The sequence below is a fragment of the Flavobacterium sp. GCM10023249 genome (assembly GCF_042653365.1).
Classification (GTDB): Bacteria; Bacteroidota; Bacteroidia; order Flavobacteriales; family Flavobacteriaceae; genus Flavobacterium.
In genome coordinates, this window is record NZ_JBHSHZ010000009.1 from 598921 (window position 1) to 612331 (window position 13411).

The window sequence follows — 13411 nt, forward strand, 5'->3', positions numbered from 1 at the left end:
TTTTTATATTTCTAACACCTTTCTTATTCTTTGAGAAGAGGTCAGATGGTTTCCAATTACTCTTTCTTTCCAATCGGCAATATGATTTGCTGAATAATTATTTAATGCCTTATGAATCTTACTGACAATCTCTTCTTTATTGTTTAACCATATAACAGCTCTGCTATCTGGCATGCTCTTAAAATGTTCAAACTGGTAAATAGTATCTACTGACCATTTCTTTACTTTTTTTTGGGGTTGGTCATAATTAATAAAAATACACGGTTTATTAAACATCCCAAAATCAAAAGCCATCGTTGATCCAACATTGAGAACCACATCACAATAGTAAGCAGTTGAAACCAAAAGTTTTACATCTTCAAACAGCGGGTAAATAACTGTCCAATCATTTTTGTCTTTAAAATTCCAAACCGGAGGCGCTACTTTAATCAAATCTGGATATTTTTGAATCACAAGGTCAAATCGCCCGGATAAATCTACAGGGCATCTACGTAGTAAAATCTGGTATTCATCTTCTAAATTATGTTTCTGTAATTCATCGGCCAAATTTTCCAGATACATTGGATCATCAGGTGAAGTTAAAGCATCATCTCCAGAATAACATATTATTTTTTTATCAGTATCGAGGTTATATTGTTTGTAAAAAATATCTTTGGGTATAATATTGGATGGATTTCCATAGAATTCAAATTGTGGTGTTCCTGTAACCAAAACATCTTCTTCTGAAATTTCAGGATAATAACCTTTCATTTCCTGTTTCATATAGTCTGACCAAACCAAATATTTATCAGCCTTAACTGCCATTCTTGCTTTAGGCAAATTATCCCATGAAAAAACCACTGTTGTTGTTTTAATTCCCAAATCTGATGCTGCTTCGAATATTGGTGCTGCCTGAACTGCTCTTTGGTGAGAACAAAAAACAACATCGGGTTTAATTTCTTGAATTTGACGGGTAACTTTTTCGTAAAAAGGATTATTTCGCATCGATTTTTGATGCATATGTTCCAGTTTGAGAATAGTATCATAGTTTTTTACACCTAATGATACCCACTCAATTAACTTATAAAATAGTTTTTTGGATAGTTTTTTATGGTTTGTATTCCAATTGGTCAAAAGGGTTGGATTTGCCAACTGCTTGGCATTTTGCTTCAAACGGCAAAGACATATTAATTCCCGTAGAAATTTTTCTTTTGCCGATTCGGAGTATTTTGGGATTACAATATCCTTTGCTATTCCAGTCGTGTTTTTTATGTCAACAACTGTCTTTTGATCAAAGCTATGGTATAAAACCAATTCTGCATCCGCATTTTTAAAGATGTCAGAATAAAGATAGTTTCGAATACCTACTCCATCAGGAAACAACAACAAAATTCTTTTTTTACCCATGTATATCTCTGAACTGTTTTTGATGATTCAGTTGCCAAATATCGTTCTTTTCCAACGATTGCAAAAACAATTGCGCACTGTTTCCCTTTCCGAAATCGCTATTGGTAACCTGTACCTTATGATTATCAATTAACTGTAACGCATCAATTATGCTTTTCTTATCATAACTGACATTAATAATATCAGCATGGAGCGATCTGTTTTGCTGTCTTGTGCCGATATTGATAATGGGTAAACCATAATAAGGTGCTTCGCGGATACCGGCACTACTATTACCGATGATAAACTGCGATTTTTTGAGCAATGTTAGGAAATATTCAAAGCGTAAGGAAGGAAAAATACGGAAACGCGGATTGTCTTTCAGTTTTTCATAAGCATTCAGAATAGCATTACTTCCTAAATCATTGTTAGGAAAGATAATTACATAATTATGATAGTCTTCCAATAAAGCTTCCACAAAATCATTGGCATACTGCTGCATGTATTTGGCTTCGGTGGTTACCGGATGAAACATGGCAACAGCATACTGTTCAAATTCGATTTCGTAGTATTTTTTTGCCGTATCCAAATCCGGCAATGTATTCGAGAACATGATATCTACATCAGGTGATCCGATAGTAAAAACAGATTCTGACAGTTCACCCATTTGAATCAGGCGATTTTTAGCCAAATCATTAGAAACAAAATGGACATGACTCATCTTACTAGTTGAGTGACGAATTAACTCATCAATAGTTCCTGATACTTCTCCACCTTCAATATGTGCCACTAAAATGTTATTCAGCGACCCTACAATAGCACCGGCTAAAGCTTCTACCCTATCCCCGTGGATGACGATCATATTAGGATAGCATTCTTTAACATAAGATGACAAACCTTCTATGGTTTTTGCCAAAGTCAAATCCATGGTTGTTTCATGGGTATGATTTTCGAAAATATGCACGTTAGAAAAACCGCATCGCTCTATTTCCAGGAGTGTATAACCGTATTCTTTTTGCAGATGCATACCCGTCACGAATACAAACACTTCAAACTCGTCATGACTTTCAAGTATTTGAATCAGTGATTTGATTTTACCAAAATCAGCTCTAGTTCCGGTCAGGAAAAGTATTTTTTTCATGTTAACTGAAATCACTCCAATCTAATTGTTCATCGTTTTCAATGGCACGAGTTGCTTTTTTACCCAATAATTCTTCAAAATGTTCGGCAAGGATTTTCCCGGTACCTGGTCTTTTCACCCAGATATTGTCTCTGGTTAAAACCTCACCCTTGGCGATGGGTTGAATTGTACACACTGTTGCGAAAGCAAAATCAATGGTAACTTGTTCTTCATCCGCTGGTTTTTTTGTACCGCCACGCATCAAAGCCATTTCGGCACTATTGATGATCAATTCTTTGCATGCCTGTTCATCCATACTGCATACGATATCCGGACCGGTGCGTTGCATATGATCGGTGAAATGTCTTTCCAAAATTGAACCACCCAATGCTACTGCACCCAAACAAGCATTGTTGTTCAGGGTATGATCAGACAATCCGAAAACTTTATCCGGAAACGCCTGATGCATTTCCATCATGGCTCCGAAACGCACCAAATGGATTGGTGTAGGATACAAGTTAGTTGTATGTAGTAATGCTACAGCCACTTTATGTTTATCAAAGATGGCTACTGCCTTTTGAATACTTTCGATGGTATTCATTCCGGTACTTAGAATGACCGGTTTTCCGAAAGAAGCAATATGTTCCAGTAACGGATAATTATTACATTCACCCGAGCCGATCTTATAGGCCGGGATATCAAATTTTTTCAATCTTTCCGCAGCAGCGCGTGAGAACGGCGTCGAAATAAAGATCATACCGTTGCTTTCCACGTAGTTTTTCAGTTCCAACTCTTCTTCTTCATTTAAAGCACAACGCTCCATGATTTCGTAGATAGAAACATCGGCATTACCGGGAATTACCTTTTTAGCTGCACCACTCATTTCATCGGCAACGATGTGTGTTTGGTGTTTTACCACTTCCACTCCGGCTCTTTTGGCAGCATCTACCATTTCTTTGGCAACCAATAAAGAACCTTCATGGTTGATTCCTATTTCTGCAATGACTAAAGGCGGATAATCTTGGCCTATTTTACGGCCTGCAATTTCTATATATGGATTCATATTTTAAATTATAAGTTATGAGTTATGAATTATAAATCTTGGCTCAACAAACTTTATTATTGGCTCAACAAACTTTGCTGTTGACTCAACAAACTTTATTATTGACTCAACAAACTTTGCTATTGGCTCAACAAACTTTATTATCGACTCAACAAACTTTGCTATTGGCTCAACAAACTTTACTGTTGACCCAACAAACTTTACTGTTGACCCAACAAACTTTACTGTTGACCCAACAAACTTTATTTTTGGCTCAACGTAAAATTTATGTCAATTATAAAAACTAAAGATTAAGAACGAACTTTTGGTACAAATATAAGGCATAATCAAAGTCTTCCTGTGTGTCAATATCCACGATTGCGAAAGGATGATTGACAAGCAAAGGAAACGCTTCGTTACTAATGATGATATCTTGTATAATCAAGGAAGCTTTAGTAATATAGAGCAATCCGTTTTCGAAATACAACGGTTCGAGATCCTGGCTACGCTGTCCTACTTCATAATTGAAAGGTACAAATTGATCGTTTACAATTCTCCCAAACTTTTGATGATTACGAGTTACCGTAAACAAACTATCATGGTTATTTTTATTGAATAGTTCAAAGGCTTCGTTGAGTAAATTTTCAGGGCGAAGCGGATTAGTGGGTTGCAACAAAATTACATTCTCTACGTTCTCCACATTATCTTCACTACTTTGCAAAACATGTTTGAGAGCAGAGACAGTAGGTTCCAAATCGCCTGAAATAGCAGAGGGTCTATCGACCACTTTAGCTCCGTATTCCACAGCTACTTTTTTAATCGCTTCATCATCGGTGGAAACATACACCTCATCAATGCAACTTTGATTTTGAGCATATCGAATACTGTGAGCAATGAGTGGTAAATCGCCCAACAGTTTAATGTTCTTTCCGGGTAGTCTTTTAGAACCACCACGGGCAGGGATTATGGCTATTGTTTTCATATTAATACCTAATGGACTCCGTTTTAGTTAACCCCTTACTTTGCAGAAACAGTTCCCACAATGTTTTTCTGAAAATCAGTCTAGAAAACAAGCCGTTTTTAAACCAATTTGAAAGGGCATTGCTTGTACAACTTTTTAAAACAGGCGGAGGCACAAACTCATGATTTTCATTTAGTTTCCCTATTTCTATCTCCATCCATTCTTCTAAAGTATTTCCCATATGCAGCGTATGATTATCCAATGTTGATAGTCTCCAATATCCATTATCTACAACTGGTTTGTCAAGTAAATCAGTTTCACTAGTGCCACCTAGACTAAATGATGAATACCTCATTTTTATAGCATCAAAAATATCACCTCTGTATGTTGCTACAAAATGTCCAGATCCAACAACTGCTTTCTTTTTATTCTTTTCAACAGTAAGATATTTATTCAAATGCAGCTCATCAAAAAGACCTGGTGACCCAATACTTTTAGCAAACATATCCATTGCTTGTGGATTGACAACCTCAGTAAATTTGATTGTATTTGAAAAGAAACTATCAAAAATCACATTAGAAGTAAAATATTTACACATCCTAGAATTGGGTGTTGTAGCAACTGAGCCTGCTTTTGGGAAAGCGTCAAAAACTTCATAAGTAGCTTTTTGCCATTCATTTTGAAACAAAACATCAGCATCGGTTATAGTAATCAATTTAAATTGATGCCCTATTAATCCTTTAAGAATTGCATTTAGTTTACCAATACCCGTGGTATGAATTACCTCTTGAAGTTTTCCCTTGTGGTATAAATCATCCAGGTAATCCTTAACATCGGTGCAACTTCCGTTATTAACAACGGTAAAATAGGTTTGACTATAACTCGTTTTAAAAAGAGACTCCAGACACAATTTTAAGATTTGCAGACTGTCTTTAAAGTACCCCACTTGATTTGGAATATACACCGGGATTATCACCTGGTGAAAATAGTCCGATTTATCCAGTAATTTATCTTTATTCGGATTATAGCCTATTCGCATAATTCATTTTCAATTCGGTGGTATAAAGCTACTATTTTTTGCTGAATAATTTGATAATCGAGTCTTTCTGTTGCTATTTGTTGATTGATTTCAAAAGCCTTTCTCTTCAATTCATCATCTTTTAAAGCCTGACTAATTTTAATCCTTATTTCTTGAATATCATCGGGGTTGTTTATCAATAAACCATTTTTACTGTTGTCTATTATTTCTGCTGTCACACCACCTGGATTGGATTGAATTGGAAATGCCCCCATGATAATTGCTTCCAAAAGCGTATTTGGCATTCCGTCTGAACTACTATTTCCAATATAAATCACCGATTTCCCCATTAGTGCTATTATTTCTGAATGAAGTAATGCATTTCGGTCATAAATCCTAAAAGGCAAGTTATTTTCCTTTATATACTCCGTAACAGATTGATGTGCACCAAATACAACCACCTCAAATTCATTTATATCATATAATAGCTCGTGAAGTGCTTTGACACTATTTAAGCCTCTGCCAATTCCGTGTTCATATCCTTTCACAAGAATTATTTTTCGATCTTCATGTGTCATTATGCTCGATTCAAACCTATCCAAATGAAAGCCTCCACCCCCAGGAATTACTCCGGAGAACACGCCTTCAAATCCCAGGCTCGATGCCAAGTTATAATCTCTTTCACAATCGGTATGAAGATAATTAATTCGACTTAAAACGCCCTTAATTTGTGGCAGATCCCGTTTAGAGTTCTGATAATAAAACAAATCGCTACCCCAACAGGAATACAGCCAATTCAGTTTAGGATATTGACGCATTGTTTTCAACAGCGGATAACTACAGTTTTGCATTTCAAAACTATGCACCAAATCCGGTTGGATTAGATGTATGATTTTAGTCAACTGTTCATCAACGGTTGTTTCTAGAAAAGGTTGAATAGTATGATACAGCGCGGGTAATTTTTTTCGAAGAAAATATTCCCCTTTAACGTGAGGCAGTTTTCTTTTCTTCCATCCGGTAATTTGAGTGATTGGGACCGAAACCTCCATTTCGCCTCTGTCCAGGATATCAAACCAATACAAATCATGGCCGCTACCGGATAGATTTTCAATCCAACGGACAACATGTATTGAGGGCATGGAAATGAAAAGTATTTTCATCTATGAATATTTTTCAAATAGTGCTTTTAATCTTGAGCAATAATTTTCCAAACTGTATTTCTTTACCATTTCTAGATGTTGGTCGCCTATCTTTTTTCTGAGCATTTCATTTTCAAACAATGTAATTAATTTATTTTCCAAGGCAACTACATCATTTTTAGGGATTAAAAAATCAGACTCTCCCATTAACAATCTGCATCCAACGTGATCTGTGGCTATAATTGGTTTTCCGTATAACATATACTCCATTAAAACTGTTGGAGCTCCTTCAAATTCTGACACCAGTACCCCTACATCAATACAACTTAATACTTTCTCAACTGATTTTCCCGAAAGCAACGTTACTTTATCTTGAATATTCAGTTGCACTGATAAATCCACTAATTTTTCATATTTGGCGAGTGTAGAAGCGTCATTGTCTTTATTTCCTAAAAACAATAAATGCACATTCCTTCCACTTTCCATTTTACTAAAAGCTTCCATCAATAGTTCTGGATGTTTTTGATCTCTGAAATGCGCTATCATTCCATAAACTATACTTTCTTCCGGAATATTAAATTCTTTTTTTACATCTATTGGATTATGATCAACCCTTTTGAATGAAACGTATTGCGTTAACAAATGACAATCTTCTCTTTTGATGCCGTATTTTGTGATAAATGTTGTAAAACCGTCTTCTGCATTAGCACAGATAAAAGGAATTTGTTGAATCGCCTTTTTTTCAAGTTTATCATAATAATAATTATCACTTTCTCCTAATTCATGCCAAAAAGTATACTTAGCTCCCACGTCTTTATAGATTAGGGCTGACAATTTTGATGCAAAGTTCATATACGGAATAATAACATCCGGTTGCATTTTCTTTATTCCTCTTTTTACTTTTGCCAAATATAAATAGGCACGTAGTGTTTTCTTAAAATTCTTGTAATTAAATCCTTTTCGAATGGCTAATGAAGGTGTTCCAAAGAATTCAATAGTATCGACCCCACATTCTAAAGCAAATTTTCTAAACTCATCTGTTTGCGAATCAGAATGAGTAGCCACAAAATGGATTTTACAATTGTATACTTCCTTCAGATGAGCAGCCAAGCCTAAAGCCTGTCTTTCTGCACCAGCCAAAGAACAAACCTTAATGATAAAAACAACTGTCTTATTTTTAAAAGTGAATTCACTCATACCTTTTACTTGTAAATTATTTTCATTAATTTAAACAAACCTATCCCTTTAACGAAGTACAATTGAAACAACACCCGCTGAACAAAATTGTACTTTATACTTTGCCATTGACTTAAATAGTTCTTTTGAGACAAAATATTTAAAATCTGTTTATTTTGATTACCTAAAAGTTTGACATCTTCAATAACAACCCCTTTAAATAATTTTTTATACGAACTAACGATCAGACCTTTAACTTTTATTTTTTTGAAGTCATCAATTTTCTCAGTTAATAGAAAAGCATCAATACTTTGGATAAAGGTACAAAATGACTCCAGCATTCTTAGTTTAGCCTTAGAATTGGAATATTTTTTCACATAGTCTTCATCATTTCGGTAATAACAATCGACAATGTCAAAAAATTTATACCGTCCTGATTTCAATATGACTTTAACGGCCAATTCAAAATCTTCAAAATTCGTTAGCTTTTCGTCGAACCCACGGACTGATTTCAATAATTGCGTTTTATAGATTGGACTAGTTATTGCCCAAACCCCGTGCAAATGAATAAAAGAGTGCAAGACTAATTCTTCAGAAATATCAAATTTTATCCTTTTTACAGAATAATCGGGTTGCGTTTGAAAACGTTGCATTTGAAAAACAAGAAAATCATTGTCTTTATTCTCTTCGAAGTATTTCATCCTATTTTCAAGACAATCCGATGAAAGCAAATCATCGGCATCTAAAAAAAGGACAAATTCACCTTTTGCTTTTTGAATTCCTAAATTTCTGCTTGAAGAAGGCCCTTTTGGTAATTTTATATCTTTTGGTAAAAAAACAAAACGAGGATCAGAGTTTGCAAAATCCTTAATAATTAGTTCCGAATCATCTGTCGAGCCATCATCAATGATTATACATTCCCAATTCAAATAACTCTGATTCAAAACACTTTGAAGAGTATCTTTTATAAAACTCGCTTTATTATAACTCGGAATGATAATAGAAATTATTGGGTTCAAGACTTTGCTTTTTATCTGAACAAAAATGGGAAAAGTTTTCTTCTCTGCCTAATTATTGGACAGTATTTAATCCATAATGATGAGCCAACTAATTTAGGATTTTTTATGATTAAGTTGAACCAATATTTCATCTCGGTTCGTAATGTATACTTTTCTTTGTTGCGGTAATAAAAAAGAAAGTTCAACAACAAATCAATATTCCTTTTCGGCTGATTCTGTTTCAATCCCCATCCAATAACTGACCTATACATCGCATCTCTGTGCTGTTTATATACAGAATCCTGATTAAACACATTCGTTTCATGTACCCCTCTCATAGCAACTGGGACTTTGATCTCTCCCGAAACCAATACACAACCCATTGCCATTTTCAAAAGCCAATCTGTATCTTCAGCTACCACTAAATGAGTTTCAAAATAACCAATTTGCTGTAAAACATCTTTTTTTATTGTTAAACCATCAATGGAAAAATACCCTTTCTTACCATGAAGTAAACACTCAAACAGTTCATTTGGTTCAATGGATTCTGTCACCGTTGTCATTTCCAATTCACTTTGCTCATCAGCATTTGATTTTCTGTAAAAACAAACTCCAATTGCATTATAAACTCCATCAATATTTGGTTGCGACTTAAATTGTAGTTCATCTACCGTAAATCGGTTGTTCAAATAAAAATCATCCGCATCTAGAAACGAAATATAGGGTTGTGTCGCTTTAAGTAGAGCCAGATTACGGCTAGCAGATCGTCCTTTATTACTATTATTAAGATGTTGATATATTTTAATTCTATCGTCTTCATTTTGAAGTTTTCGAATTATTTGCAATGAATTATCTAGACTTCCGTCCTCGACAATTACTATTTCTTTCACGGCTTCGAGTGCTAAAGCAGATCGAACAGCTTTTTCCACAAAAGCTGCTGCATTATAAACAGGCATGATTACTGAAACAGAAAAGTCTATCATTATTTTTTATAAAATTTGAATCTAAAATAACGGTTACATAACTTCAAAGTAGCCAGAAAAAAGCCGGATTTCAAAAGCTGGTTAATCAACTGTATTGCAACTTTAAAATTGAGTGTATTGTTTAATTTTAGTTTATGAGCAAATTCTAAAATTAAAAACTCCCGTTGATCCCTAGTAAAATATTGGCCCGTTTCTTTTGCTATTAAAAATTGGTAAAATTCCAGTGTTGCCTTATTCTTTAGTGCAACATTATCCTTTTTACCTGTTATACTGTTTTGAGATACTCTTACCGACACCATAGCTTCATTAATGGTAAAAATATTTTGATACTCACTAAATTCTAACCAAGCTCTGTCATCTGAATGCCAAGCCAACGGATAATCATAAAAGAAGTACTTTTCGTAGGTTGTTCTTAAAAATATATGTTCTGATAAAGAACTTCTAGATTCTCCCATTAAATTTCGGAAATAAGAATCTGTGGCTTTTTCAACTTCAGGATGATAATAAGGAAAATAACCTTTGAGCAATTCATTATATTCATCAATATATTGTGAAGCATAACGAATTACTTTGCAATCGGACAATTTCGCCTTATCGATACAATTATAAAATAAAGATATACAATTTGGATCCAATACATCATCATCGCCTAAAACCATAATCCATTCTTCATTTTGAATTAAATCAATACATCTTTGCCATTGTTTCACTAATGATATTGCACCTAAATTGGTTTCAAATTTTCTATACTCAATAGCGATTTGAGATTGGAATTTTGCTACGATTTCACAAGGATTATTTGGACTAGCATCATCACCTATATAAACACGAAAACGCTTGTCTGTTTGAGAAGCAAGCGATTGAATGGTCCTTTCAAAGAAAGCGATGTTATAATATGGAATAACTACTGCTAACATCTAAAAAACTTTCTTTTTAATAATTCTAAATTTGGGCCATCCTATACTACGCACTATCCCTAAATCATTGAGTAATTTTTCATACTTTGTCTCATCTCCCCAAATACCAAATTTCTCGCGTTCTCTAACATAAGTTATCATCCTACAGTTTGGCAACTCATTTACACGTTTGATTACAGCCTCACAATACTCTTGATTTTCAGAGACAGACTCATCGCAACGTAAGTATATTGATAATTCATCTTTAGGTTTTAGAAGCGTTATAAATTTTTGGACAGAAAGAATAAAGTCTTCTACTTTTGTTTTACTGTCAAAATTTACACTTGTAGTATTGTGTACAAAATAGCAGTTTTTGCTTTTATAAATTTCAAGTAATTTTTCACAGCGCTGATGGATTTTCTCTCTTAATGCTTTATTTGTAATCAAATCGTCAAAATGATAAAACAAAGCGTCAGGATAGGAAGAAGCGAATATTTTTTGCTGGTCATTTACGGCCAATTCGTGCATAAAAAACTGAAAAGAATTGCTGATATTTTCAAAAGCATATTGCAAAGCGACTGTTGTTTTTGTATCCAACCAATCGAAAGGAAGGCTTTGTTTTCTCAATTCCATTTTCGTTAGCATATAAGCTGGGTGACAATCGCAACCGATTGGGATCACACTTTTTTTAGTATGGTATTGATTACTGATCCTTAGCTTATAAACAAAACTCTTCGATTTCCAAAAAATTACATCCATGTAATAAATTCTAAACTAATTAAAGTCAACCGACAACTAACTTATCTCTTAATAACCGTTTTAATAATTCCTTTTAAATGATATTTAAAAGTTTGCAATTTATTTCTTTCGATATGCAGCTTTTTTTCGGTAAGTTTTTCAGAAACAAATGGCAGATATAAAACAAGAAATTGTTTCAAAAAAGCGTTATCTTTTTCTTCATTCAATTGTTGCAAAAGTAAACTTGGCGTGCCATTATCAATATGAAAATTAAAGAATTTCAGACTTCCATATATTCTATTGAGCAATATAGCTACTATATCTTTTTTATCTTTTAAAGCAGAAGCGATTAAAACGAATGTTTTTATTGACTTATACAGCATGACATCAGAATTATTCCCTGAGAAAACTCCAACTCCATATCGATAAACAGCCATAGGTTTTTCAATATGTTTTAATTTCCCATATTGCGCCAGGAGCATATACAAAAAATAATCACCAATAGGGGTTTGGGCAAACTCAATTGGCATTGACTTGAGGCAATTTCTGTAAACTACAGATGGTGTGTGAATATAGTTTCCAAATTTAGCTAAAGTTTCTACAGTTTCATAATTGTTAGGAATAGTCGTAATTGAATCTTCAACTAAATCTCCATCCATTTGTAAAACTTGTACTTGATGAAAACTTAATACATACTCCTGATTAGCTTCTAAGAAATCGACTTGTATTTGGAGTTTATGAGGATCGGTCCAATAGTCATCTGCTTCCAACATAGCAATATACTTAGCCCCACTTTCAAAGCACTCTTTGTAAATTTGCAGAGCATTCTGAGTCCCTCCGATATTTGTTTCATTTAAAAAAAGTTCGATTTTGTCAGGATATTTTTCCTTCAGCTCATTACATATTTGTCTCGTAGTATCAGTTGAACAATCTTCCCCAATAAATAATTTATAATTGAAATTGGTTTTTTGCATCATAACAGATTCAACAGCCTGTTGAATGAACTGTTCATGATTATATGTAACCATCCAAATGGCTAAAAAAGGAACTTTACTCCCAAACTGCATATCCGAATCCCGTTTTTCCAAATCCATTACCATTATAGAGCATTATCAGTTCATTGTCATTTTTAAAAACATAGGGATAAGACATCATTTCGGAATCCCATCCTTCTTTTGAAATTTCAATACCAACTTCATTGTCTTTTCTTACCCAATCAACACCATCAGAGGATTCTGCATATCCAATTTTATAACTATTATCGATATTATTTCTATAATCACTTTTCTTCCTTTTACCAAACCACATCTTGTATTTCCCTTCTTCTTTTATCACAGATGCGCTTACCAAACCTCCTTCATCATTTTTTAATTCGATAGCTACTTTACCTGTTTGATTCCACTTGATTCCATCGGGAGATTCAGCATATTTTATATTATAAATTGGTTCTGCCTTACCCTCTATTTTTTCCCACTTGATACATGACAAATACCACATTTTAAACAAACTATCCTCAAAAAAAACAAATGAAGTTCCGGAAAAATAGGGTTCAATAAAGTTAATTGAAATTATTGGCCCTTCAGAAAATCTGGTAAAAGTTGCACCACCATCCTCACTTACTGCCAATCCGACCGCATTCTGAAACGGAACTGTACCTCTTGTTGTCCACCCGATATAATACAGATATTTCTTATCACCAACGGTAATTATCGAAGAGGGCATAATTCCAGAATCATCGAATGCACCTAAATTACCTAGCTCAAAAAGAGGCTTGGTATGCTTATATATTATTTTTTCCGGGTTGTATTTTTCAACTTCTATGTAGGAAACATTACTTCTACCCAATGTATCTCTAGAAGCGTAATAAATTCTAATTCGGTCTTCCAACAAATCAGCAACAGGTACTTGTGCATGACTTTTATTCCAATCAAAAGCCCCATCCACATTGAAAATATTACCTTTTTTTATCCACATT

General features: G+C 34.1%; 13 protein-coding genes. All 13 read right to left on the reverse strand.

Translation table 11 applies throughout. The annotated features are described in order from the left end of the window. Positions 1-3: 3 nt before the first annotated feature. Positions 4-1386, reverse strand: a complete 1383-nt coding sequence (locus tag ACFO7M_RS09465) for a hypothetical protein (RefSeq protein WP_379735323.1) — start codon at positions 1384-1386, stop codon at positions 4-6. Further along, positions 1379-2506, reverse strand: coding sequence for a UDP-N-acetylglucosamine 2-epimerase (gene neuC / locus ACFO7M_RS09470; RefSeq protein WP_379735325.1), 1128 nt, complete (start codon positions 2504-2506; stop codon positions 1379-1381). Before neuC ends, ACFO7M_RS09465 begins: the two co-directional genes overlap by 8 nt. A gap of 1 nt (position 2507) precedes the next feature. Beyond that, positions 2508-3548, reverse strand: coding sequence for an N-acetylneuraminate synthase family protein (locus ACFO7M_RS09475; protein WP_379735327.1), 1041 nt, complete (start codon positions 3546-3548; stop codon positions 2508-2510). Between the two features lie 283 nt (positions 3549-3831). Continuing rightward, positions 3832-4509, reverse strand: a complete 678-nt coding sequence (locus tag ACFO7M_RS09480) for a cytidylyltransferase domain-containing protein (RefSeq protein ID WP_379714599.1) — start codon at positions 4507-4509, stop codon at positions 3832-3834. Between the two features lies 1 nt (position 4510). Next, on the reverse strand, positions 4511-5527 hold the full coding sequence (locus ACFO7M_RS09485; RefSeq protein WP_379714602.1) for a glycosyltransferase family A protein: 1017 nt from the start codon (positions 5525-5527) through the stop codon (positions 4511-4513). After that, a complete protein-coding gene (locus ACFO7M_RS09490) occupies positions 5518-6666 on the reverse strand; it encodes a glycosyltransferase (protein WP_379735329.1) in 1149 nt (382 codons plus the stop codon). Before ACFO7M_RS09490 ends, ACFO7M_RS09485 begins: the two co-directional genes overlap by 10 nt. Beyond that, the gene (locus ACFO7M_RS09495; RefSeq protein WP_379735330.1) at positions 6667-7842 is read right to left on the reverse strand and encodes a glycosyltransferase family 4 protein; all 1176 of its coding nucleotides are present in this window, start codon (positions 7840-7842) and stop codon (positions 6667-6669) included. Positions 7843-7847: 5 nt separating this feature from the next. After that, positions 7848-8840 carry a glycosyltransferase family 2 protein gene (locus tag ACFO7M_RS09500; RefSeq protein ID WP_379735332.1) on the reverse strand — a complete coding sequence of 331 codons (993 nt, stop codon included), beginning with the start codon at positions 8838-8840 and terminating at the stop codon, positions 7848-7850. Between the two features lie 11 nt (positions 8841-8851). After that, positions 8852-9802, reverse strand: a complete 951-nt coding sequence (locus ACFO7M_RS09505; protein ID WP_379714610.1) for a glycosyltransferase family 2 protein — start codon at positions 9800-9802, stop codon at positions 8852-8854. Next, positions 9802-10719 carry a glycosyltransferase family 2 protein gene (locus ACFO7M_RS09510; RefSeq protein WP_379735334.1) on the reverse strand — a complete coding sequence of 306 codons (918 nt, stop codon included), beginning with the start codon at positions 10717-10719 and terminating at the stop codon, positions 9802-9804. Before ACFO7M_RS09510 ends, ACFO7M_RS09505 begins: the two co-directional genes overlap by 1 nt. Next, the gene (locus ACFO7M_RS09515; protein ID WP_379735335.1) at positions 10720-11457 is read right to left on the reverse strand and encodes a DUF1796 family putative cysteine peptidase; all 738 of its coding nucleotides are present in this window, start codon (positions 11455-11457) and stop codon (positions 10720-10722) included. Between the two features lie 41 nt (positions 11458-11498). Next, positions 11499-12530, reverse strand: a complete 1032-nt coding sequence (locus tag ACFO7M_RS09520; RefSeq protein ID WP_379735337.1) for a glycosyltransferase — start codon at positions 12528-12530, stop codon at positions 11499-11501. After that, a complete protein-coding gene (locus ACFO7M_RS09525; RefSeq protein ID WP_379735339.1) occupies positions 12487-13410 on the reverse strand; it encodes a hypothetical protein in 924 nt (307 codons plus the stop codon). Before ACFO7M_RS09525 ends, ACFO7M_RS09520 begins: the two co-directional genes overlap by 44 nt. Between the last annotated feature and the right edge of the window lies 1 nt (position 13411).

Bases quoted from the DNA above. Each gene is read 5' to 3' on its own strand.
- neuC (WP_379735325.1), bottom strand. From the start codon at position 2,506: ATGAAAAAAATACTTTTCCTGACCGGAACTAGAGCTGATTTTGGTAAA.
- ACFO7M_RS09480 (WP_379714599.1), bottom strand. From the start codon at position 4,509: ATGAAAACAATAGCCATAATCCCTGCCCGTGGTGGTTCTAAAAGACTA.
- ACFO7M_RS09510 (WP_379735334.1), bottom strand. From the start codon at position 10,719: ATGTTAGCAGTAGTTATTCCATATTATAACATCGCTTTCTTTGAAAGG.
- ACFO7M_RS09495 (WP_379735330.1), bottom strand. From the start codon at position 7,842: ATGAGTGAATTCACTTTTAAAAATAAGACAGTTGTTTTTATCATTAAG.
- ACFO7M_RS09485 (WP_379714602.1), bottom strand. From the start codon at position 5,527: ATGCGAATAGGCTATAATCCGAATAAAGATAAATTACTGGATAAATCG.
- ACFO7M_RS09525 (WP_379735339.1), bottom strand. From the start codon at position 13,410: ATGTGGATAAAAAAAGGTAATATTTTCAATGTGGATGGGGCTTTTGAT.
- ACFO7M_RS09515 (WP_379735335.1), bottom strand. From the start codon at position 11,457: ATGGATGTAATTTTTTGGAAATCGAAGAGTTTTGTTTATAAGCTAAGG.
- ACFO7M_RS09490 (WP_379735329.1), bottom strand. From the start codon at position 6,666: ATGAAAATACTTTTCATTTCCATGCCCTCAATACATGTTGTCCGTTGG.
- ACFO7M_RS09520 (WP_379735337.1), bottom strand. From the start codon at position 12,530: ATGGATTTGGAAAAACGGGATTCGGATATGCAGTTTGGGAGTAAAGTT.
- ACFO7M_RS09475 (WP_379735327.1), bottom strand. From the start codon at position 3,548: ATGAATCCATATATAGAAATTGCAGGCCGTAAAATAGGCCAAGATTAT.
- ACFO7M_RS09465 (WP_379735323.1), bottom strand. From the start codon at position 1,386: ATGGGTAAAAAAAGAATTTTGTTGTTGTTTCCTGATGGAGTAGGTATT.
- ACFO7M_RS09505 (WP_379714610.1), bottom strand. From the start codon at position 9,802: ATGATAGACTTTTCTGTTTCAGTAATCATGCCTGTTTATAATGCAGCA.